This is a genomic window from Bacteroides intestinalis (assembly GCF_003464595.1).
Classification (GTDB): domain Bacteria; phylum Bacteroidota; class Bacteroidia; order Bacteroidales; family Bacteroidaceae; genus Bacteroides; species Bacteroides intestinalis_A.
Genome location: NZ_QRZF01000016.1, coordinates 1 through 24,854, shown reverse-complemented (window position 1 = coordinate 24,854; position 24,854 = coordinate 1). Strand labels below are relative to the sequence as shown.

16 protein-coding genes are annotated in these 24,854 nt (G+C 42.8%); 12 read left to right on the top strand and 4 right to left on the bottom strand.

What is annotated here, in order from left to right; all coding sequences use genetic code 11:
* Window positions 1–26: 26 nt before the first annotated feature.
* Together DWW10_RS18780 and DWW10_RS18775 are read left to right on the top strand one after the other, a co-directional pair.
* A complete protein-coding gene (locus tag DWW10_RS18780) occupies window positions 27–1,706 on the top strand; it encodes a tetratricopeptide repeat protein (RefSeq protein WP_118422075.1) in 1,680 nt (559 codons plus the stop codon).
* A 151-nt stretch (window positions 1,707–1,857) separates the two neighbouring features.
* The gene (locus DWW10_RS18775) at window positions 1,858–2,271 is read left to right on the top strand and encodes a DUF3244 domain-containing protein (protein WP_022391584.1); all 414 of its coding nucleotides are present in this window, start codon (window positions 1,858–1,860) and stop codon (window positions 2,269–2,271) included.
* A gap of 136 nt (window positions 2,272–2,407) precedes the next feature.
* On the opposite strand, the gene DWW10_RS18770 is transcribed toward DWW10_RS18775, so the two are convergent.
* The 4 genes from DWW10_RS18770 to DWW10_RS18755 all read right to left on the bottom strand — a co-directional run bounded on the left by DWW10_RS18770 (window position 2,408) and on the right by DWW10_RS18755 (window position 6,986).
* Complete coding sequence (locus tag DWW10_RS18770; RefSeq protein WP_022391583.1) at window positions 2,408–3,418, bottom strand: AI-2E family transporter; 1,011 nt, start codon at window positions 3,416–3,418, stop codon at window positions 2,408–2,410.
* Between the two features lie 51 nt (window positions 3,419–3,469).
* Window positions 3,470–4,084 (bottom strand): L-threonylcarbamoyladenylate synthase, encoded by a 615-nt coding sequence (locus tag DWW10_RS18765; RefSeq protein ID WP_022391582.1) that lies wholly within the window; start codon window positions 4,082–4,084, stop codon window positions 3,470–3,472.
* 73 nt (window positions 4,085–4,157) lie between these two features.
* Window positions 4,158–6,167, bottom strand: coding sequence for an AAA family ATPase (locus DWW10_RS18760; RefSeq protein WP_118422074.1), 2,010 nt, complete (start codon window positions 6,165–6,167; stop codon window positions 4,158–4,160).
* A 33-nt stretch (window positions 6,168–6,200) separates the two neighbouring features.
* The gene (locus DWW10_RS18755) at window positions 6,201–6,986 is read right to left on the bottom strand and encodes a Cof-type HAD-IIB family hydrolase (RefSeq protein ID WP_118422073.1); all 786 of its coding nucleotides are present in this window, start codon (window positions 6,984–6,986) and stop codon (window positions 6,201–6,203) included.
* A gap of 138 nt (window positions 6,987–7,124) precedes the next feature.
* On the opposite strand from DWW10_RS18755, the gene DWW10_RS18750 reads away from it, so the two are divergent.
* From DWW10_RS18750 to DWW10_RS18705, 10 genes are all read left to right on the top strand, one after another.
* Entirely contained in the window at window positions 7,125–8,003 is an 879-nt protein-coding gene (locus tag DWW10_RS18750) for a prenyltransferase (protein ID WP_022391639.1), read from the top strand.
* 1 nt (window position 8,004) lies between these two features.
* Window positions 8,005–8,622, top strand: coding sequence for a CPBP family intramembrane glutamic endopeptidase (locus tag DWW10_RS18745; RefSeq protein ID WP_022391640.1), 618 nt, complete (start codon window positions 8,005–8,007; stop codon window positions 8,620–8,622).
* Between the two features lie 84 nt (window positions 8,623–8,706).
* Window positions 8,707–9,873 carry a MalY/PatB family protein gene (locus DWW10_RS18740; protein WP_118422072.1) on the top strand — a complete coding sequence of 389 codons (1,167 nt, stop codon included), beginning with the start codon at window positions 8,707–8,709 and terminating at the stop codon, window positions 9,871–9,873.
* Window positions 9,874–9,920: 47 nt separating this feature from the next.
* Entirely contained in the window at window positions 9,921–11,582 is a 1,662-nt protein-coding gene (locus DWW10_RS18735) for a helix-turn-helix transcriptional regulator (RefSeq protein WP_118422071.1), read from the top strand.
* A 536-nt stretch (window positions 11,583–12,118) separates the two neighbouring features.
* Window positions 12,119–14,524, top strand: a complete 2,406-nt coding sequence (locus tag DWW10_RS18730; RefSeq protein WP_022391331.1) for a TonB-dependent receptor domain-containing protein — start codon at window positions 12,119–12,121, stop codon at window positions 14,522–14,524.
* Window positions 14,525–14,762: 238 nt separating this feature from the next.
* Window positions 14,763–16,313 carry a pectate lyase family protein gene (locus DWW10_RS18725; protein WP_022391330.1) on the top strand — a complete coding sequence of 517 codons (1,551 nt, stop codon included), beginning with the start codon at window positions 14,763–14,765 and terminating at the stop codon, window positions 16,311–16,313.
* A 30-nt stretch (window positions 16,314–16,343) separates the two neighbouring features.
* Window positions 16,344–17,645, top strand: a complete 1,302-nt coding sequence (locus tag DWW10_RS18720) for a pectinesterase family protein (RefSeq protein ID WP_022391329.1) — start codon at window positions 16,344–16,346, stop codon at window positions 17,643–17,645.
* A 235-nt stretch (window positions 17,646–17,880) separates the two neighbouring features.
* Window positions 17,881–21,111 (top strand): SusC/RagA family TonB-linked outer membrane protein, encoded by a 3,231-nt coding sequence (locus tag DWW10_RS18715; RefSeq protein WP_118422097.1) that lies wholly within the window; start codon window positions 17,881–17,883, stop codon window positions 21,109–21,111.
* 9 nt (window positions 21,112–21,120) lie between these two features.
* Complete coding sequence (locus DWW10_RS18710; RefSeq protein WP_303793048.1) at window positions 21,121–23,142, top strand: RagB/SusD family nutrient uptake outer membrane protein; 2,022 nt, start codon at window positions 21,121–21,123, stop codon at window positions 23,140–23,142.
* Between the two features lie 32 nt (window positions 23,143–23,174).
* Window positions 23,175–24,764 carry a DUF5123 domain-containing protein gene (locus tag DWW10_RS18705; RefSeq protein WP_022391326.1) on the top strand — a complete coding sequence of 530 codons (1,590 nt, stop codon included), beginning with the start codon at window positions 23,175–23,177 and terminating at the stop codon, window positions 24,762–24,764.
* Window positions 24,765–24,854 lie beyond the last annotated feature (90 nt).

The following is a 24,854-nucleotide window of genomic DNA, read 5'->3' as shown; positions in this document are numbered from 1 at the left end:
TGTTATAAAACAAGAAGACTTGAAACATGCGAAAGCACCTGTATCTGATATCTGTATTATCATGTCTATTAGGACTTCTCTGGGCTTGTACTCCTTCTGTCGATAAAGCAGATGTTCTTCTGGTGCATGCCGGAGAGTGTATGGAGACATATCCGGACAGTGCGCTATATCTTTTGCAACAAATACCTCACCCGGATAGGCTGCATGGTCGCCAGCAAGCAGACTATGCCTTCTTGCTGACACAAGCGCGAGATAAGAACTATCTGGATAGTTTGCAATCTGATTCTCTGATAAAAATAGCAATAGATTATTATGAAGACCATAATGATAAGGTAAAGGCCGGAAAGGCTTCTTTTTATTATGGAACTGTGCTTTCGTATCAGGATAAAAGTACGGAAGCTATGAATGCTTATCTGAATGCACAGATTTTATTGGAGGGAACTCAGGAGTATAAACTGCAAGGGTTACTGGAAGAAAATATCGGAATGTTGAATTATAACCAAAGAATGTATGATGCTTCTATTCTGAACTTCAAGAAGACGGTTGATTACTATAGATTGGCAGGGGATACTTTAGGTGTTGTGTATGGATACCGGAATCTGGCGCGTGGATATATGATGAAAGCCAGTAATGACACCGCCAGATGGTATGTGGATGAAGGATTAAAACTTTTGCCGGATACTACGCATCGGGTACGTTCCTCTCTTTTTCAGATACTTGGAATCATGGCTGAAAAAGAGAAAGATTACAAAGCGGCTATTGGCTTTTTCTGGAAAGCCCTTTCGAGTGATTCCAATACTCTTAGTCAATATCACTATTATATATCCTTAGGTAAGGCTTATCTGTCTATGGGAAATTTAGATGAGGCCGAACGATGCTTCAAGAAGGTGGTGAAGAGTAGTAAGAGGTATACACAGGCTGGAGCATATAATTATTTGTCTGGGTTAGAAAAAGCAAGGAAAAACTACAAGGATGCTCTTTTTTACAAAGAACAATCCGATTCTTTGTTGGAGATTGTACATAATGAAGACTTGCGGAAACAAATGTTAACCCTGCAAAAGAAATATGATAATGAGAAATTAAGAATGGAAAATGAACAGATTAAGCTGGAAAAAAAGAATCAGTTCTACTTAATACTGTTAATTACTATTATGATGGTAATTTCTATCGTAATAATCAGGACTAAATACAGAAGACGCTTTCAACGGAATATCGATACAATCAGAAAGAATCAAAAAGAAATAGAAGAATATGCATTCCGTATAGATGAGTATAAACAGAAGAGTGAAGAGGAACAGTTAGCAAAAAAGAAGAAGATAGCTGATCTGAACGGAAAAATAATATTATTGACTGCAGAAAATAAAGAGCTACGCGAAAATACATGCATAAAAGCTTCTTGCGTATTAGAACAGTTGAATAAAGGAGAACTGATCGTTCAAAGAATGACTTTGGAAGAGAAGCGGAACCTCTTTGATTTCATGGACTTGATCTTCGCAAATTTTATATCCCGTTTAAATTCAAACTATACTCTGACAAAAACAGATCTTATCTTGGCGACCTTACTGAAGGTAGGATTTACGACTAATCAGTTGATGTTTGTTTTCGATTGTGAGCGGAATTCTGTTTACCGAATGAAGCTAAGACTAAAGGAGCATTTGTGTATAGACAAAGAAAAGTCATTGGAAGAGTTTATTTTATTCTTTTAATGGGGGCGTTTTTTGTCCATACTTTCTTGAATGATTTTATTTTATTGCTTTGATTAACAGTGAAGTATCTTCCCATTTTTTGTCCATATTCAATTTTAGGTTATGTGGCTTTAGAGCTTTATCTTTGAGCCAAAATTAAACAATAAAAGCAATGAAACTAAAGTCTGTTTTATGTCTGGTAGGATTTTTCTTCCTGTTTACAGTTAATGCCCATTCATCCATGATTGGTGATTTGGAAATAGTAGGTGAGATTACTTTATCTGGTAATGATATTCCTTTTGAAACAAATTCTGATGATGGAAATAGGCACCGTTCAATAACCCCTGATATTCCTATTATTGCAACGTTGTGCGGGAATAATTTGGTAGAAATCAATTTCTTTGCCGCTGTAGGCGAAGTTGAAATAACCATTTCTCAAGATGGTGTTCCGGTGTATACTTCTTCTGAGAATATCACTACTTCTATTTTGAAGAATATTCAATTGTCATCTGATGTGACTGGAGCATTCTTGATAGAAATAAAAGGAGATAATGGGGCTTATGCTTATGGATGGTTCAATCTATAAGTCCCGGCATCACAGACACTGTTACTATATTTTCATTATAACTACTGGTTAGGGTGTTGGATACTCAACTATCTAAATACTCTACAGGCGGAAGTTCCTCTGTTGATAGAGGGATTTTCCGCCTTTGTTTTTTAATCTATTTCGACTTATCCAGATACTCTCTTTTAAACATATCTACGAACAGGAAGAATAATGAGAGTAATAGCGGTCCGAATATGACTCCCATGAATCCGAATAAAGACAATCCGATAACTACTCCGAAGATAGTGATTAGCGGGTGTATATCAGCCATTCTTTTTTGCAGGATAAAGCGTATCAGGTTGTCGAGCTGAGAGATAATCAGAGTTCCGAATATAGCCAGGCCGATGCCATTGAAGAGATCGCCGGATAATGCCATATAGACAGCAATCGGGAACCAGACCAAGGCTGTACCTACCATAGGGATGACTGTTGCAAGGCAGGTGAGAAATCCCGTTAACAGAATATCCGGAACATCAAAGAACCAGTATCCTATCATGGCCACTCCACCTTGTATGATTGCCAGTAAGGGAATGCCGACCGCATTGGAGTGTACGATCATTTTTATTTCTCTTACTACATGATCTGTATTCGCTTTATTAAAGGGAAGTATATCACTGATGTATTGCTCCATCTTTTGTCCGCCTATCAGCATGAAGTATAGAACAAATACCAATACAAAGAGATTGACAGCGAAGCTACTGATACTACCCATTACGAATTGTCCTATGGCAGGCAGTGCAGAGATAATAAAAGAAGTGGTATCTTTACCCAGAACATCATAGCCAGTCCTGTCTTTTATGATATTTGCCATATCTTCAATGGGGGCAATAATGCTTTGAGGATCCAGATTGATATCTTGTAATTTGCTGACTAATAGCCATACAGCCAATGCCAAAGGAACTAAGAAGAAGAGAATGGCTTCAGTGGTAATGAGGGTAGCAGCAATGCTTCGTTTCATGTTCCGCTTGTCGGTCAGATGAATCATCTGCTTTCTGACCAGTATGTAGATAGTCAGCGCACCTAACAGGCCACCCAGAAAGGGAGTAATCTGTAAAAACAGGATTATACCCAGCCCGATGATAATAGTAATTAGTGAATATTTCCAGTATTGTTCTTTTGTACTCATATCCTTTTTGACTGTTTTCTTAAGAAACAAACAAAATGGGTATTTGGTTGGTTACCCTTCATTCAACCAGCCTTTTCCTTGTCGCACAATCTCTGCCTCTCCATTGGTACAGTCCACAATGGTAGAAGATTCCGTGCCACCAATTCCACCGTCAATGACCAGATCGACAAGATCACCAAACTTTTCATTAATTAATTCCGGGTCGGTACAGTACTCCATGTCTTCATGTTCTTCGTGAGGCAGGGTAGTAGTCATAATAGGGGCGTCCAGAATACGGGCTATCTCCTGAATAATGGCATTATCAGGCATACGGATACCAACCTCCTTCCGGTTGCGGAATATTTTAGGCAAACGGGTAGTGCCGTTCAAGATGAAAGTGAAAGCACCGGGCAGGTTCCTTTTCATCAACTTGAATGTATTGTTATCTACTTTGGCATATTCACTGATGCTACTCAGATCATAGCAAATAATAGAAAGGTTGTTTTTGCGCGGATCAATTTCTTTTATACGGCAAATACGTTCGATGGCACGCTCTTTCAGCCCATGGCAACCAATGGCATACATGGTGTCGGTGGGATAGATGATAAGTCCACCGTCATTCAGAATATCCACTATCTGTTGCAGGTCTTGTGGATTGTTGTTCTTTTCGTACAGTTTCAGAAGCATAGGGCTGGTTATTAGTCTATATATAATAACACAAAAGTAGAGAATAAGTTTCTTATTATCAAATAAGTGTGGCTTATTTCTTGGATGATTTTTTTCGAAGTTCTTCTGCCAGCCTCCACTGTAATGCAGCTTCTACTTCTTTTCCTGCCTGCATCAGGGCATCGCCAAAGAGTTCGTGTGCTCCGGCATGGTCAGGTTTCAGGGTAGTAGCCTTGTCCAGATCGGCAATAGCGCCTTCTGTTTCCTGTTGTTTCAGACGTAGTTTGCCTCGGTTATAGACAGCTTTAAACTCTGCCGGGCGTAGTTTTACTGCCCGTGTGAGGCACTCTTCCGCTTCAAGATATCTTCCGTCATTAAAGAGGGTAATTCCTTTGCGTATCCATGCATCCGCATATTCGGGATAGAGTTCCAGCGCCTTGTCATAGTTGGCAATGGCGGCACGGGAGTCATGGGCAAGAGTGATAGACTCATTGCCCATAAGGTAATACTCTCGTGCATAGGCTTGCAGCCGTTTTTGCTGTTCGGCCATCTGGGCTTTTAGTTGATCGTTGTTGTCACGCAGCTTGTTGATAACGCCTAACTTGCGACGGATGAGGCGTTGTATAACAGGCTTTTCTATGTCGTATCGGGAGTGTATAGCCTTGAAGAAATGATTGAGAAAGACTTCGAAATCTCCTTTGTCAAAAGCTTTGGTGGCAGCGGCATATTCCACGTCGGCCTGTGCTTGTTTCAGGGCGCGGTCTATGGCTTGCCGGTTGTTAAATCGTTCGGCAAAGTTTACTATTTCCGGGCGGACAAAGATATCGGCACGGTTGACAGGTTTCTTTAGCTGGATGCCTTCCAATGAAGTGCAACGACTGAGGGCAACATAGGCTTGCCCGCCGGCGAACACGCCACCGGTGAAGTCGATAACCACACGGCTGAAAGTCAGTCCCTGACTTTTGTGGACAGTGATTGCCCATGCCAGCCGTACGGGGAACTGGGAGAAAGTACCCAGGACTTCTTCTTCAATCTCTTTTTTCTTTTCGTTGTATTTATAGCGGATATTTTTCCAGTGTTCCGGTTTGACGTCACATTCTTTTCCATCATCGGTGATGACGTAGAGAGTTTCTTCTATTTCATCGAAGCCGCTGACTATGCCAATAGTACCATTCACCCAGCGGCGGTCGAAGTCGTTTTTGATAAAGATAACCTGTGCTCCCGGTTTCAGTACCAGCTCGCGCGATGTGGGCAGGCTGCTTTCAGGGAAATCCCCTGTGACTTCACCCCGGAAGGTAACAGAGTCGCCGGGTAGTTCTGCCAGTTTCCGGTCGTTGATGTAGTCTACATTATCGCGACGTGTGGCAAGGGTGATGTACATATCTTCTTCATTCTCCTCGATGTCAGTGCCATAGCGTGTATTGAGTAATTGCAAGTCGGCTGCACCGGCGGTATTGCTGCGGATATGGTCCAGAACACTGACAAATACTTTATCCGTCTGACGATACACCTTTTGGAGTTCGATGGAAACAAGGTCTATCTGGCTGAAAACTCTTGCAGAGAAAAAGTAGGGAGTAGGATAGAAGCGGTTTAATATTTCCCGTTCATCCCCTTTAACGACAGGCTCGAGCTGGAAAACATCACCTACTAACAGAAGCTGTTTTCCACCAAAGGGTTCACGCAGGTTGCGGGAATAGACTCGCAGGATACGGTCTACGGCATCGATAATGTCCGCCCGTACCATGGAAATCTCGTCAATAATAATAAGTTCCAGCTCTTCCAGTAGCTTTCGCTGCGGCTTGGTATACCTGAAGAATTCGTGGATACGCCCGCGTTGCAAGCTCAGGTTCGGATCATCGGGTAGCAGAGGATGAAACGGTAATTTGAAGAAACTGTGCAAAGTGCTGCCACCGGCATTGATGGCGGCAATACCGGTAGGAGCCAATACTACATACTTCTTTTTTATATTCCCGCAAATATATCGCAGAAAGGTAGACTTACCCGTACCTGCCTTTCCGGTTAGAAATACAGACTGGCGAGTATATTGTATCAGACTCAGGGCATCCTGAAACTCTTTATTGTTGGTATCTATTGACTGCGTCAAAATTAAAAATTAATAATTAAAAATTAAAGGGGACTATATGATGGAGAAATGTTTGAGTGCATTGGCTATTCCGTCTTCGTCCACTGAAGTAGTGATGTAGTTGGCATGTTCTTTCACTTCATCCACTGCATTACCCATAGCCACACCAATGGCAGCATGGCGTAACATGCTTACATCATTGCCGCCATCTCCGAATGCCATCGTCTCTTCCAGGCGAATACCGAAATGACGAATAATTTCGTCGATTCCTTTTTGCTTGGTATTTCCTTTTGCGGTAATGTCGGCAAAAGCAGGGAACCAACGTCCGGCTTCACAACCGGGAAGTTGTGGGAGAATGACTTTCTCTTGTTCCAGGGTGATGAACGGCGTCATCTGGAAGATTTCCCGGCGAATGGCCTCTTCAGGAGTCTTAACGGGGAGTACATCTACTTTCAAGTAATCATTGAATATCTTTTTCACCATCTCATCCGGTTGGCAAACACAGATATCATGTTCGCTTACAAAGATACAGGGGAAATTCTGTTCGGAAGAGATGCGTGCCATGGTCTGTACGTCAGTGGTAGGAATTGCACTCTTGTAAATCACTTCTTCGCCTACGAAACAATATCCGCCGTTCATGGTTATATAACCATCTATGAGTCCACGGTCCTGCAAGGCAGAAAGGTTGTTGATGATAACAGCGGGACGTCCCGTAGCGATAAATATCCGAATGCCTTTGGCTTTGGCAGCGGCGATGGCTTCGATGGTGGTTTCGGAGATAGCATGTGTATCAAAACTCACTAAAGTGCCGTCGATGTCAAAAAACAGGGCTTTAATCATATATTTTTTTATTTTACTTGGATGCAAAAGTACTCAAAAGTGAGGATATTTTGTACTTTTGTCTCCTAAAGAAATCGTAAATAGTGACTATACATTAATAAAATAGCAAAAGCTGTTTTGAACATAGTTAAATCGTAGATGAAAAAGCATTCCTTCAAAGATTGGTTGATCGCTGTACGCCCTTGGTCATTCCCGGCGTCGGCAATGCCGGTGATTGTGACGCTGGCGTATTTGTATTGGGCATACGGGGTAATAGAGTGGGCGAACGGATTGCTGGCGTTGGTCGGTATTGTTATTTTCCATGCTTCGGGAAATGCATGGAGTGATTATTTTGACTTTGAACGAGGAGTGGACCGCGTAGATACCTTCGGTGTGAAGACCCTGACGAGTGGTCAATTCATGCCATTGGAAATACGCAACCTGGCTATAGGATTAATGGTACCGGCAGTGGTTATCGGCCTTTGGCTGGTTATGCGTACCGGACTCCCTTTGTTGTGGATAGGAGTTTGCGGGGCTATGTGTTCGTTGCTCTATCCGTGTCTGAAGTACCGGGCTTTCGGTGATTTTGTTATTTTCGTGGCTTATGCCATTCTGCCTACTTTGGGAATAACTTATATAACAATGGGGAAATTCCTGCCTGATGTATGGTTGATTATTGTTCCGGTAGGATTGATAACAGTAGCCATCCTGCATGCCAATAATACGCGTGATATCGGTACGGATGTACGGGCAAAGATCAGTACTCTTGCTATAAAGTTGGGAGTAAAGACTGATATTTACCTCTATATGTTTGAAGTACTGTTCCCATTCTTGTGGATTGTGATTTGTGTACTACTGGGCTACTTTCCATGGTGGTCTCTACTGACTATAATAGGAGTTATGCCGGCTATAGCCAATGCACGTACCATGTTACGGTTACCGAAAGAAGGGATTAGTGCAATCTCTAATCTGGATGAGAAGACGGCGAAACTGCAACTTTTGTTCAGCTTACTGTTTACGGTTACATTTTTAATATAGTATGAAACGAATTATTATCCCTTTACTGATAGCTGCTTTCCTGTGGTTTTTCATGTTCTCTCCCTGGACAAGCGGCATATTCAACTTCTGGACAGCAATGAGCTTTTCGGCAGTTATACTGATGAATATGTCTTTTGCACTTCGTCCGCAGTGGTGGGTAGAAGATGTGAGGTTCGATTGGAAGAATATTGCCGGAGGTGTGGCTTTGGCCGTTGTATTATGGGGAGTATTCTGGGTAGGAGATAAAGCTTCTGCCTGGCTTTTTGACTTTGCCCGCCCACAGGTGGAACTTATTTATGGTATGAAGACCGGGGAAAATCCCTGGCTACTCTCTATACTGCTACTCATATTGATAGGCCCTGCAGAAGAAATCTTTTGGCGTGGCTATGTACAGAATGCACTATCGAAACGTTGGAACCCGAATACAGGTTTCATTGTAACAACGCTGTTTTATGCCTTGGTGCACATCTGGTCGTTCAACTTTATGCTGGTGATGGCAGCATTGGTAGTTGGAGCCATCTGGGGACTGGCTTACAGGTTGTATCCGCAGAAGTTAGGGGCACTGATCGTGTCGCATGCGGTGTGGGATGTGGCGGTGTTTGTACTGTTCCCGATTTAATATGGTTATCTTGCAGTTGTTTTTCATCTGCAGATGAAACCTAAATTTTAATTTATAAGAAAATAGAATATAAAACAAACAGCGATGAAATACAATTTTGATGAAATCATTGAACGCCGTGGTACCAACTCCGTGAAGTGGGATGGCGTAAAAAATATCTGGGGACGTGATGATTTACTCCCTATGTGGGTAGCTGATATGGATTTCCGTACTCCGCCCTTTGTGATGGATGCTTTAAGAAAACGCCTGGAACATGAGGTACTGGGATATACTTTTTCCTGTGAAGAGTGGTATACTTCCATTTGTGCATGGTTGCACGACCGTCACGGGTGGGATATATCCCGTGAGATGCTGACATTTGTACCGGGAATTGTCCGTGGACAGGCTTTTGCCTTGCAGTGCTTCACTAATCCGGGCGATAGAGTGATGGTGATGACTCCTGTCTATCATCCTTTCTTCCTGGTGACCGAACGCATGGGCCGTGAAGTGGTATATTCGCCTCTGGATCTATGTGACGGACAGTATCATATTGATTTTGATCGTTTCCGCAAAGACATACAAGGCTGTAAAGTGCTCATTCTGTGTAATCCTCATAATCCCGGTGGGCGTGTCTGGACGGCGGATGAACTGAGAGAAATAGCTGCCATTTGTTATGACAGTGGTACTTTGGTAATCTCTGATGAGATACATGCTGACTTGACTCTGCCACCTTATAAGCATCATCCGTTTGCTACGGTTTCTGAAGAAGCTGCTGCAAATTCTCTTGTTTTCATGGCTCCCAGCAAAGCATTCAATATGCCGGGGTTGGGCAGTTCGTATGCAATCACTGTTGATAAAGGAATTCGTGAGCGTTTCCAGACATTTATGGAAGCCGGTGAGTTTTCCGAAGGACATTTGCTTGCTTATATCGGTGCGGCAGCGGCTTACATGCATGGTGCAGAATGGCTGGAACAGATGCTCGACTATATAAAAGGAAATATAGACTTTACTGAGAACTATCTGAAAGAATATATTCCGGGCATCAGTATGATACGTCCGCAGGCTTCTTACCTTGTTTTTCTGGATTGTCGCGCTTTAGGGCTGACACAAGAAGCACTGACCCGCCTTTTTGCAGAGAAAGCACACTTGGCTTTGAATGATGGAACTATGTTCGGTGCACCGGGAGAAGGTTTTATGCGATTGAATATCGGTTGTCCGCGTTCAGTGCTGGAGCAGGCTTTGAAGCAACTACGTGATGCGGTTGTACAGTGATTTAGAAAGAAAATTATACCTTTGGTGCCTGTAAAGGGCTATACTATATGAAGAAACTCTTATATCTTTTCATCATAAGCAGTATTCTGCTGTGTGCTTGCAGGCATACGGACAATACTACTTTGCTCCGTCAGGCGGATGCAGTGATTTATGGAAATTCGGATAGTGCTATGAAACTCCTGTCATCAATCAAGAATCCGGAGCGGTTGCCGTTTGAGGAAAAGATGTTGTATGGTTGGTTGCGTACGTTTGCACATAATGTGCGAGGGGCTTCCATGGCAGAAGATTCCCTGATTTTGCCGGCATTCAACTATTTTGTAGCCGGCTCGGATACGGTGAAGATGTTGAACTCATACGTTTTGAAATCCCAATACTTATATTGGCAGAAAAAACATGAAGAAGCTATGACTGTACTCGATAGTGGTATTGCAGCAGCTACAGCTTGTAGAGATACTTACCTGATAGTCCATATGCTTTCTCTGAAAGCAAGCAAACATGTATACGTTGAGAAGAATTATAAAAAGGCGATAGAAGCCCATCTCAGGGCGATTGCTGTTCGTGAAGATGAAGGGTTGTGTTTTTCTTTAGGTATTGCCATGGGATTACAGGGAAATGATTCTGCTTCTTACTATATGGATCGGAGTATCGAATTGGTTGGGCAAAAGAAGGATACGGTGCGTCTGGTACATTATCTGCGAAACTATGCACAGATGTTGTCTTGTATCAGCAACGATTATGAAAAGGCTGTAGCAGTTTCAAAACGTTTGCGGAGCTTGGCATCGGACGGAGGGCAGATTGCCATGACTGATATGGTGCTGACGGAATGTTTTCTAAAGATGGGAAAGTTGGATTCCGCTCAATATTACCTCGATCAGGGCAGAGCATTGCTTGCCAGCCGGGAGAAGTTTCTGACCACAGAAAATATGATAAATTATTATCAGGGATTGATAGATTATACCCGGCATCGTACGTTTGACTTCCTGAAAGTGATGCGATATAATGATTCTGTTCACAATGCCCTTTATGCCTTGCAAAGTACCATTCAGCGGAAGGACGAAAGCAAAGAGTCACTTTCGAATGCTAACTTGATGCTGACGGTGGAGCGGCAAGAAGCCCAACTGACATTATTGGGCTGTCTTCTGTTGTTGGTTATAGTAGGTGGTGGGGCCTTTTTCTATATCCGGGGGCGTCGTCATCGCTTGATTGAGGCGGAAGAACGTATCGAAACACTGAACCGTCTGCTGGCAGATGCTACAAAAGGGGATGGTGAACAGGGAGTTGCCGGAAATACTGATAAAGAAGTGGAAGATGGACAGTTCTTCCGAAAGATACTTTTGCAACAGTTGGGCATTATACGCTTGGTTGCTACACAACCAACATCTCAAAATCAGGAGTTGCTGCGTCGTATATCCGGTATCACGAACCGAGAGTTGCCAGTAGAAAGCCTTTTAGTGTGGGAGGACCTGTACCCTGTAATCGACCGTATATATGATGGGTTCTATACCCAAATGAACCGGCGTTTCGGTTCTGTGCTTATTGATAAGGAACAGCAGCTTTGTTGTCTGCTTTGCGCAGAATTCTCGACGAAAGAGATTAGTGTTGTGACACAACAAAGCATTCCAACCATTTATCAGCGGAAGACAAACATCCGAAAGAAACTTGGAATGGGAGAGAAGGAGGATATCGTTGGGTTCATTTTAGAGAAATAAGGCTTGTTCTCTCGTCAGCTAATTCATATCGGAAAAGGAAGGAATCAAAGAGTGATAAGGTGGTAGGGTGATAAAGTGGCTGCGCTATATATCGCAGGGATTTGTCAGAATTTATCAATAGTAATATGGGCTTTTGTAACTTTCTGATTATCAGTGTTGTTAAACCATGCCCTATTCAGTATACGACTGAACTCTATTCAGTATACGACTGAATGGCATTCACTATACGACTGAATTAGGTTCAGTATACGACTATTTTAGGAATATATATCATTTGTAAATAATATGCACCACTATCCTGCTTTTTTAGTTCATAACCCATCCCAAATGAACCCTTTCTTCAATGTATATAGATAGTATATAGACCTTAAAAAGGTAAATATAGAGAGTGAAGAATGTAATGCGCTGATAATGAATTATGTTGGTTTTGCTAATATAGAACTTTTATATCCCGATATAGACCGTTTGAGACACGTTTCACCCTTAAATTTGCATCAGGTAAAAACGAAAAGTGAAACATTAAAATCAATCAAACGATGAAAGCAAATTCAATGAAGTCTATCGGGAAAAGACTTACGTCCTTATTCCTTATGTTATGTGTAGCAGTTTCTATTTCTGCTCAAAGTTATCAACTCTCCGGTTGCGTACAAGATGAAAACAATCAGCCGATGGAAGTAGCAAACATCCTTTTAAAGCAAGCTAAAGACAGTACATACATTACAGGTATGCTGACGGACGCACAAGGTTGTTTTACCTTTACTCAGCCTAAAGGGGAATATCTGTTGCATATCACTCTAATCGGTTGTGAAGACATCTATCTGCCTGTCTCTTTACAGGAAAATAAGAATGTAGGTATGCTCACCCTGAAATCCTCTTCTACCTTTTTAAATGAAGTGACCGTTACGGCAGCCCGTCCGGTAATCAAACGTCTGGTGGACAGAGTGGTTTTTGATACCCACAATTCCATTGCCTCTGCCGGTGGAAATGCACTCGACCTTTTGCGCGAAGTACCTGGTTTGCGTGTGGGGCAGAATAGCATTGATATTATAGGTAAAGGAGGTGTGAAAGTGTATATCAACGACCGTGAAACGAAACTTTCCGGTGACGAGCTGATTGACTATCTCCGGTCTTATGACGCTTCACAGATACAGAAAGTAGAAGTGATCACCACTCCACCGTCCAAGTATGATGCAGCAGGTAATGCAGGTATCATCAACATACGCTTGAAATCACGTCCTAAAGATTACTTGGGAGGTACGGTATCCGCTTCTTATAATACCGGTGAGAAGGAAAACTACGGTTATGGTGGAGTAAACCTGAATATCAGTAAAGGCCGCGTTTCTTCCTTCATCAATGCAGGTACTACACAAGGTAACTATGAAACACGTGAAGCAAACCGCCGCTATTTCGCCAAGAATACCTGGGACGGACGTACGGATTATAAGACGTATATGCAGAGCTATTATGGTCAGGCAGGTGTGGACGTTGCTTTGGAGCGTAACTGGACCGTAGGTTTGCAAGCTGTTTATAACTATGGTAATCCTAAAGATGCCAAAGCTGTTTCCGTTACGGAAGTTTATAATGTAGCTACTACCCAGCTGGACTCTCTTCTGTTGTCAGATAGCAAAGAAGGAGGTAAGTCCGACCGTCTCAACTTGAACTTTCATACAGATAAGACTTGGGGTGATAAAGGCAAAAAGATGACTTGGGATGTGGACTACCTGCGTGATAACCGGGATAGTCATATGGGCTTCCTGTCCGAAACTCAGACTCCTGACGGTGTAGCAATACCCGGAACCAATTTCGATTATAGCTATCTGCAAGACCGTAAGGTAGACGTATTCTCTTCTGCACTCGACTTTACACTTCCGTTTGAAAAGTATAAGGTAACTGCAGGTGCTAAGGTCTCTTTCACAAATACACGCAATCGTATCGATTATGATACTTCGGATCCGACACTGGTGCAGGATGATTACTTCCACTATAAGGAACAGATTTATGCCCTTTATGCCGATTACAATCGTGCGTTCTCCAAACAGTTTTCTATGCAGTTGGGCGTACGTATGGAGCACACCCGTACTACCGGTATTTCCGAGTCGGCGAATAAGACAGACAAGCATGATTATACCCGTCTGTTCCCTACGCTCTACTTCTTGTACTCACCTAATGAACTGAATGCATTGAATCTTAGTTTATCCAACCGTATTTCACGCCCCTCGCAGAATATGGTGAATCCGTTCCCGTTTTACCAGAATAAGTACACTTATGCTTGTGGAAAGGAAGATTTGAAGCCGAGTTATACGTATAATGCCGAATTGGGATATACATTTAAGAACAATCTTAATTTTTCCGCTTTCTATTCTTATTCGGACGATGTATTCTTCCAGGTGGTAGGTTTGGACCCGGAAACAAATGTCAGTTCTTTCCTATGGGATAACTTTATGGAGACGCACTCCTTTGGATTGAATAATTCATATACATTCCGTACAGGGTGGATGCAGGCTTATGTACAGCACGGAGTAAACTATAGTCGTACGACTTCCAGTGCCGCTTCCACATCTGCCGAAGAGAAGGGATGGGCCTATAATGCCAGTCTGCGTAATACGTTCTTCCTCAATGCGAAGAAGACATTCATTGGAACACTTTCCGGTTGGTTCACTTCACGCCAATATAGTGGGGTTTATCTGATAAAGCCTAATTACGGAATCAGTGCAGGTTTGCTTTATCGTATGCTGGATAATAAACTCAGTCTTAGCCTGAATGTTAATAATATCCTGATTAGCCATTCGAAACTTGAGACGGTATCCAACGGTGTCCGGATGACGACGGATAATCAGTTTGCCTTTACCGGTTTCCGCATCGGTGTCTCCTACACATTTGGTGGAGATATCCGCAGCAAAGGGCAACGTAATAGTAACTCAGATATTCAGAATAGATTATAAGTATTGCTTTCATCGTTTTTACCTACTTGAAAGCACTCCTGTAACGGGAGACGGACGGCTTGTCGATATGAAACGGAGGTTTCAATCGGGAAGCCGTCTTTTTGTATGAATGCAGTTTGATAAGTGATTTTCGCCGTTTTATAGCATCAGTCCCCCTTTTCTATCAGTTTTTCCCCCTCTTTTTACTATGGATTCCTCACTTTTGCATCACATGAACCAATCTAAAAAGAGAGTATATATGAAAAACAAAATGAAAAACAGAATGAGAGGGGCGTACATTATATGTTTCTTATGTCTGGCTTTATTCCTGCTTCCAATCATACCGGCAGGAGCGAGTATCCTGCCTGATGACGAACAAACGGAAACAACAAAGGAATTGATAGCCTTTCCCGGCGCCGAAGGCTTCGGGCGGAATACAACAGGTGGTCGTGGAGGCAAAGTCTATCATGTAACGACTTTGGAAGATGGTCTGCAGGAAGGGACATTGCGCTACGCCCTTTCACAGGAGGGAACACGTACGGTTGTCTTTGATGTAGCCGGAACGATATTCCTGGATAAACGCCTTGATATCGCTAATGGAGATTTAACTATTGCCGGGCAGAGTGCGCCGGGACAAGGTATCTGTATAGCACGTTATCCGGTAACGATCAATGCTGATAATGTAATAGTCCGCTATCTACGCTTTCGTGTAGGCAACGAAGGAGGTGGAGAGCCTGACGGACTTGGAAGTACGGATTGCAGGAATTTAATCATTGACCATTGCTCTATCAGTTGGTCGGTAGATGAATGTTGTTCCATATATGGTGGTGAGAATCTGACTGTTCAATGGTGCTTGGTCTCCGAAAGTCTTCGCACGGCAGGTCATGCCAAAGGTAAACATGGATATGGAGCCATCTGGGGAGGGGCAAAAGCTTCTTTTCATCATAATCTGCTGGCACACCACGAGAGCCGTGTACCCCGTCTGGGGCCCCGTCCTTTTACTCAGGAACGCGAACACATGGATATGAGGAATAACGTGTTCTACAACTGGGCCGGAAACGGTTGCTATGGTGGAGAAGGCATGTATATCAATATTGTGAACAATTATTATAAACCGGGACCGGCTACACCGAAAAACAGCCCTGTCCGCTACCGTATTGCCGCCATAGGAGTACGCACAAAGAAGTATTGCACGAATGCAGACGGCACTCCCAATGCTTGGAAACCGATGGAACACGTATGGGGGAAACTCTATGTAGACGGCAATGTCATCGAAGGAAATGAGGAAGTAACCCAAGATAACTGGACCAAAGGAATTTACGGGCAAATCAATAATGCTTCTTGTGACAATACATTCACAAAGAAAGTGAAAAAGGAAATGCGTCTGTCCGAACCTCTGGATGCAGGCATTATCACTACTCATAGTGCAAAACAAGCTTATGAACTCGTATTGGACCAAGCCGGATGCTCCAGGCAACGGGATGCCATTGATATACGTGTTATAGAAGAAACCAGAAACGGTACGGCTACCTATATCGGTAGTGTGACAAAAGGAGCGGAAAGTGTTCCCGGCCTGATAGACTTGCCGGCAGATGTGAAACCGGAAGGAGCCACCAGCCCCTGGCCTGCATTGAGTGATGACGGCATTATAGTCGATGAACTGCGGGATACTGATGGCGACGGCATACCCGATGTTTGGGAAACGGCCCATGGACTGAATCCGGAAGAGGTTTCCGACGGCATTGCCACTACATTGAGTAAAGAAGGTTATACCAATCTGGAAGTTTATCTGAACGGCCTGGTAAAGTAAAATTCAAACCAATTATTAAATATATTAAGTATGAAGAAGATAATTCTTACAGCATTATTTATGGGCATTTTATTAGGAGGCCATGCCCGGAATACTGCATCGCCATTTCAGGCTGTAGTGGCCCAGGATGGCAGTGGTGACTACACAAGCATTCAGGCTGCTATTGATGCAGTACCCGACAACCGGCAAGAGCCGTGGTTGATTTTCGTAAAGAACGGTTCGTACCGGGAACACGTGGTAATACCCGAAACCAAAACGTATGTCCACCTCATCGGTCAGGACAAGGATAAAACCATCATTCATCATCTCCTGAATGTAGGTGGAAAGCCTGAAGAAGGTACAGAACCGGCAAAGACGGCTTTTTGGAAACATTCTGTTCATAATCCTTCTTCCGAAGTCTATAAGTTTGAGGGGAGCGTTGTTAAGGTGAAAGCCGATCATTTCTATACTGAGAATATCTCTTATGTGAACGATTGGGGGGTAGAGAGCCAGAATGGTCCACAGGCATTGGCTATGAGCAGTCAGGCAGATTGTGCAGCGTTCAATAACTGCATTTTCCGTTCTTTTCAGGACACCTGGATGACTTCTACCAATGATTCTCACCGCCACTATGTGAAAGACTGCTGGATTGAAGGTGCAGTCGATTACTTTTATGGCGGGGGAGATGCTTTACTTGAAAACTGTACATTATATAATGTACGTAGCGGTTCTGTAATTGTCGCTCCCTGTCATAAGGATGCAAAGTTCGGATATATTTTCCGTGATTGCATTGTGGATGGCAATGCCTCTGCTGCCGACGGTAAACAGAAGTTGGGACGTCCTTGGCACAACTCGCCGCGTGCTGTCTATATACATACCACTATGCGTATTCCCCTTGCTCCCGAGGGTTGGACCAATATGGGAGCTATTCCCGGACTATTTGCAGAGTATGATAGTCGTGATGCCGAAGGTAATGTACTCGACTTGAGCCTACGCAAAACAGAATATGACGGACGCGGACCGAATAACCCGCCGAAAGGCTCTTGTCGTGCTACCGTTACCAAAGAGGAGGCGGATAGCTATGTATACGAACGTATCATTCCGGGCAATGACGGATGGGATCCTCGTACAATGATGGAAAAACTACCGGCTCCGCAGAATCTGAAAAAACAAGGAACGAAGATTACTTGGAAAGCTGTATCCGATGCTGCCGGTTATATCATTTTCGACAATGACCAGGTAGTAGGTTTTGCCCAAAAGCCGGTTTTCGAAACAGGATCCGTGATGAAAGGAAATTTAAAAGTATGTGCAGTCAATCGTTATGGTTCATTAGGACTTGAGAGTGCTCTTTAAGTTAATGAATCGTAATGGCACTATAATACATTGACATTTTTTGCATGTGGGATCCCGGGCTTGTGAAAGTCCGGGATTTTTTGTGTAACCCCCTTGTATTTATTGGTATAACAGATATTTTCCTCTTTTTCCGATAGTTTTTACTCCTCTCTCCACCTACAAATTGTCACCTTTGCAACAGGAAAAAATATGTGAAACTAAATCCTTTATTAATGTGAAACAAAAATCTGTAGAAATGAAAAACAAGTGTTTTGTATGGCTAATGGCTATACTGTTGATGGTTCCTATCGGACTGTCTGCACAAGAGATTACTGTTAAAGGTAATGTGACAGACTCCACGGGAGAAGGTGTTATCGGTGCATCCGTTGTAGAAAAGGGTAATGCCGGTAACGGAACAATTACCGATATAAACGGTGATTTTACTCTGAAGGTCAGTGGCAAAGGTAAGAAACTGGTTGTCTCATATATAGGTATGCAGGCCCAGGAGATAGATGCCATTGCCGGGAAGATACTGAGTATTAAGCTTCAGGATGACTCTAAGATGTTGGATGAAGTAGTTGTTGTAGGTTACGGTACGATGAAGAAGAAAGACCTGACAGGTTCTGTTTCTTCTATGAACGACAAGGTACTGAAAGATATCCCTGTAACTTCTGCCTTGCAGGCTATGAGCGGACATCTGGCAGGTGTGAACGTAACGGTAACGGATGGTTCTCCCGATGCTGAAATCAAAGTACGTGTACGTGGTGGTGGTTCTATTACTCAGGATAATTCTCCGCTTTATATCGTAGATGGCTTTATCGTGAAGAATATTAATGATATTCCTCCCGGTGACATTCAGGATATCAGTGTATTGAAAGATGCTTCTTCTACGGCAATCTATGGTGCCAAGGGTGCTAATGGTGTGGTTCTGGTAACTACTAAGAGTGGTAAAGCCGGTAAGACGGTGGTAGATGTGAACTCTTATGTTGGTATAAAGAAGACCTATAATCTGACGGATGTCCTTTCTCCTTATGAATATGTATATTATCAGAAGGAAATCGACTCGAGCCCGAATGTATCCAGCGCAGGCTTCTATAGCATGTATGGTATGTGGGATGATATAGACCTTTACAAATATCGTGAAGGCATCGACTGGCAGGATCAGCTTTACGGCAATACCGGCGTACAGAAGAATTTCAATGTATCGCTTTCGGGTGGTACGGAAACCATGCGCTACAATATCAGTTATACACGTGATGATGAAGATTACATCATGTTGAACTCTAACTATGTACGTGATAACTTCAACATTAAGCTGAATAAATCTTTTGGTAAAGTCATTGATCTGGACGTTACAGCCCGTACCACGAATACGGTAATTGATGGTCCCGATGTTTCCGGTGGCCGTAAGCTCCGTGATGGTGTCAAGTATGCTCCGATAAAGAGTATAACTACTTTGTCTATGGAGAATCTGGTGGGTACCAGCGAGGAACTTGACTGGGCAGAATCTGCCAGTATGTTGAATGACCCGATTTACAACATTACCAATGAGTTTAAGAAACAGTACTCATTTGTTAATTCTTATAATGTCGGTTTGACATTCCATATCATCAAAGGTTTGGATTATCGCGTTCAGGGTAGTTACTCTTACGAGAAAGCACATACGGATAATATCTGGTTGAAGAAGACCGGTGAATCTAATGCTAATGGTGGACAGCCCGTTGCCAAACGTGAATATACTGATGGTTACCGTTTCACGATACAGAATCATCTGACGTATGACTTTACGGTTGCAAAAGATCACCGCTTCAATATTATGGTGGGACAGGAAATTTTCTCCGGTAAATCGGACAAGATGACCCTGCAATCCAAATTCTTCCCGAAAGACTTTACAGCAGAACAAGTATTGGCTATGTGGAATTATGGTGAACCATTGCCTACTTATAATGATATAGGTGAGCCGTCACGTACCTCTTCTTTCTTCGGTCGTCTGAACTATACGTTGAAAGACCGTTACTATCTGACTTTCACAGCTCGTGAAGATGGTACAAACGTATTTGCTCCGGGCAAACAATGGGGTTTCTTCCCCGCCGGTGCTTTGGCATGGCGTCTGTCTGAGGAGCCTTTTATGGAGGCTACTAAAAGTTGGCTTTCTAATGCTAAGCTTCGTTTAAGTTACGGACAAGTAGGTAATGCACGTGTAGGTTCTTACTGGCGTCAGCAATACAGTTTCGAAAGCTCTGCAAACAGACTCTACTATATCGGTGAGAAAGTGCAAAGTGGTTTGAAACCAACCAATACACTCCGTAACGAGAACCTGACTTGGGAAACCAAGACTTCTGCCAACATCGGTTTGGACCTGGGTTTCTTTAATGATAAAGTGAATGTGGTAATCGATGCTTATAAAGATGTAACTAAGGACTTGATTCTGGCTGTGGATATCCCGACTCATTCCGGTTACGGTACTCAATACCGCAACTTGGGACAGACTACTAACAAAGGTGTGGAGTTGACTGCTAACTGGTATGCCGTTGAAACTAAGGACTTCAACTTGTCATTGGGTTTCAATATCTCTTTCAACCGCAATACTGTTGACAAACTGGATGGTTCCGACTCTATGATCGCTACTTCCGGTTGGGGAGTAAGTATCGGTTCGGATGATTATCGTGCCATTGTAGGTAAATCCATTGGTCAGATCTATGGTTACAAACAAGATGGTTTCTATTCTTTCGATGACTTTACTTTTAACGAAGAAACGAAACGTTGGATCATTAAACCGGGTGTAGCCGATTGTAGTGATATTATCGCAACCAGCGGTAACTGGTTTGGTCCCGGACACATGAAACTGAAGAAATTGACGGATGATGGCTCTGATAAAGTCACTACGAATGACCGTACCGTCATTGGTAATGCCATGCCGAAACATACCGGTGGTTTCAATATCAATGCGGACTATAAAGGCATCGATTTTGGTGTACAGTTCAACTGGAGTTATGGTAATGATATCCTGAATGCCAATAAAATAGATAATACTACCTATGCAGGTTCCAAAAAGTATCAGAATCTGAGTAGCGATATGGCTTTGGGTAAGCGTTTTACCACTATCGATCCTGAAACCGGCTACAATATCATGTATGGTGAATATGCGAATCCGGCACGTTTGCAGGAAATCAACCAGAATGCTACGATCTGGCATCCGTTGATGAACTCCACGGTCATGACGGACTATGCAATCGAAGACGGTTCATTCCTTCGCCTGAGTAATCTTACAATCGGTTATACTTTACCGAAGGCTTGGACTAAGAAATTCCTGGTTGAGAAGTTGCGTGTGTACTTCACTGGTTACAACCTGCATTGCTGGACAAAGTATTCCGGACAAGATCCTGAGGTAGATACCCGCCGCAGCACTCCATTGACTCCGGGTGTTGACTACTCTGCTTATCCGAAAGCTCATTCATTCTTATTTGGTATTAACCTGACACTCTAAAAAAAACTAATGATCATGAAGAAATTATATATATTAACTTTGGCAGCTGCCATGCTGATCACTACTTCATGTGATGATTTCCTGGCAACTGACACCCCCTCCAAACAAAGTAACACAAATGTGTTCAATACCGAGGCTATGGCCGAGGCTGCCCTGATGGGAGTTTATGCTACTATGTCCGATACGTATGTTTATGGACAGAAAATATCTGTGAACTGGCAGAATATCAGTGATACGGAGACTTGTAATCTTTATCTGACTAACTATAAAGAAGTAAACAGCGACTATGGTCAGAACCACTATTATGGTAATTCCGGTAACTCTACCACTCGTTGGAATAATATCTTCCGTTTTGCAGAACTTGCTTCCGCTGCCGTAGAAGGAATGCGTGAAGGTGAATTACTGAAGACAAACCCGACTGTCGGCAAGCCGTTACTGGGTGAAGCTTTGACTCTGAGAGCATTGGCTTATTTTGAATTGGTGCGTATCTATGGAGATATTCCTTATAAGAAAACAACTTCCAATTCTGACCTTTCCAATGTATATATCGGTAAGATCGACCGTGATACTGTATACTCCGATCTTGTGAAGAACTTGCAGGAAGCTATCGAATATCTGCCTTGGTTAGGTAGTGGTAAAGCTTCTACTGCGGAACGTATCAGCAAAGGTTTTGCTAAAGGCCTGTTGGCACGTGTGGCTTTGTTTGCAGGTGGCTGGTCACTGCGTGATGGTAATCAATTCCCGGATATGCAGCTGGAGAAACATCCTACCATCCCCGAAATGAACGGATATTATGTAGGTCGTGTGAAGAACTACAAAGAGTACTATGAAATAGCAGCTAAACAATGTGCTGAAATCCTGGGTGATCCTGAGAATCCGCATCAATTGGACCCTGACTTTGAGAATATCTGGAAAACAGTAAATCATCTGGATCAGAATCCTTATAATGAAAACCTTTATGAAGTTGGTTTAGGTGTAGGTAATACCGGTGACGTAGGTACTCTGATGGGTTGGGAAGTTCAACAAGGTTCTATGTACGGACAGCAAGGTATGGGTAGTAGCTATGTAACTTCTACAATTTATTACTTCTATTCTTTCGGTAAGACGGATAAGCGCCGTGATGTAACGTTGACTTTCGGTCGCTGGCGTAAAGAGAATTATGAGGATTTCAGTCTGAATGCTACGAATGTACACTATGCTAAATGGCGTATGTACTGGACTAGCGAAACCTATCGTGCCCTTCACCTGGCTGCTGCCGGTCGTGTGGCTACCGGTATCAACTGGATTGTAATGCGTTATTCTGATATTTATCTGATGTTTGCTGAGGCTATGAATGAGCTTTACGGACCGGATCATCAGAATACAACGGCAGGTATGACTGCCCGTCAGGCTCTGGAAAAAGTACGTGAGCGTGCATTTGGTTCCGGTTCTTCTGAAATTGCGAAGTATGATTCTGATTTCTTCAATGCTATTGTGAATGAACGTGCCTGGGAATTTGGTGGTGAAGGTGTACGTAAAATGGACCTGATTCGTTGGGGACTGCTAGATACTAAGATTGAAGCTATGAAAGAAAGTCTTTGCCTGATGCTTGATAACCAACATCCGGTGACCATCTTTGATAAGACTTATCAGCCTTCGGATTTCCCGACTGTATTGTACTATAAGATGCGGACAGACGATAAGCTGTATGTGGATTATTCATCACCTAATTATTATCAGGAACTGGGTACGGCTCCTGCAGGTTATGAAAAGATAGACTGGTTCCCGAAAACTTATGCGAAACCTGAAACCGGGTCAGGTACTACTTATCGTGACGAACTTGCCAAGATTCTGGTAATGGCTACCGGTATCAATGCATCTTACGACTATAGTGCATTACTTGGAAAACTGAAGAATGGTGGTGAGATTGGTGATATGTTGAAACAATATCCTATTGGCAACGGAACATGTAACTATCGTCATCCTTATGCTATCTATGATACGGATATTTATCAGTCCAAGGGCTTTTTGGTAAATTCCTATGGTTATTAATAAACGGACAACAGAATTAAAAAATGAAGATTATGAAACTTAAAAGCATATTCGCATCCCTTGTCATGGCAGCCGCACTCTTTTCTTCGTGCGACCGTGACGTAAACGATTGGGAAGTGGCTACCGGTGAGAACCGTTTGTTTAAGCCTTTGATTTTCGAGGCAAGTACGTTGAAGCCTACTTCCATCCAGATTAAACACACCAGAGTGGTTGACGCAGCTAACTATATATTTGAATTCAGTAAAGATGCCGACTTTGCAACGATTGAAAAATCTGTTGTTATTCTGGCTGATACTCTGACTCCGTTTGCTGATTCAAATACAGCGATGAAAGTAGAATACCGTACTTGGTTTGAAGGGCTTGATGGTACTACCAATTATTGGGTACGTATGCATGCTGAAAATGCAGATGCATCATTAAAGTCAAAGTTGAGCTCATTTACCTTTACCACTCCGGCGGAACAAATATTCAGGAGTTACAGACCTACAGTTAATAGCCTGACTTTCCTTTGGGAAGAGACAGATCGGGTTACGAATCTCGTATTGATGAATGAAGATAGTACAGTAGTTGAAAACCGTGCGCTGACTACTGCTGAGATACAAAATGCTGCTGCTACATTTGAAGGTCTGGATATGGGAGTACCTTATATTGCTCAGATTTTCTATAATGAAGTATTGCGTGGAACGCTGAATACGAAAACTTCAGGTTCGTCCGGCAGTCTGATTTTTAATATCAATATTCCTGGTATTACTGCTGAGGATATATCAACGGCTTTGGCGGGGCATGCTGCTGAAGGGACTAAAAAAGTTACTGTGAATTTTGCATCTGGAATGGAATTTAATATGGAGGGAACCATTACAATTCCAATGGGTATACAGGATATTAGCTTCGTTGGTTCGGAAAATGCAAGTGGCAAGTTGTCTCAATTGAATAAAGTTTATTTTGCTATCGAAAGCGAAGTGAATGATGTTAATTTTGAATACCTCAGCATGAACTCCGATGGTGGATTTATGTTCCAGGTAGGTGCGCAGAAGTTCCACGATATTACTTTTGAAGGCTGTGAAGTGAAACAAGTTAATTCTGCTGTCCGTCTCCATAGTGGTGCAGAAGGTAATAGCGTTAACTTCAATAACTGTTGGGTATCGAATACTGGTGGCTGGAGTTTCCTCAACGTAGGTTCAGGCTGTACAATTCCTGCTATCAATGTTACGAATAGTACATTGACTGAATTCAACACCCGTATTGCCGATATACGTGTGAAGACTGATATCAAATTCAAGAATGTGACTTTGGTAAATATTGCAGAGAAGATGACTCACCTTTGGTTACTTGACAACAACTCCAAACCGACTGTGACTATTGAAAACTGTATTTTTGCCGGTCCTAATGGTGGTCAGAAGCTACACTCTACGAATGGTAATTATAGCAATGTTACTATTTCCTATGGTGGCTCTTACAAGACCAATGATTTAATAGAAGATTCTCGTCCGCTGGATGATATTACGGTTGTAAACCTAGATATCTATGGCTTGTTTGTGGATCCTGCCAATGGTGATTTCCACATCAAACAAGGTGCCGGATTTGCAGGAACCGGAGTGGCGGGAGACCCGAGATGGTTTTAATAAGTAGGTATTAGATTTAGGATAAGATTCTCTCAAAAAGGAAGAGGTTGAATTCTAAGTCCTCTCCAAGCAATATCTATAAAATCTTAC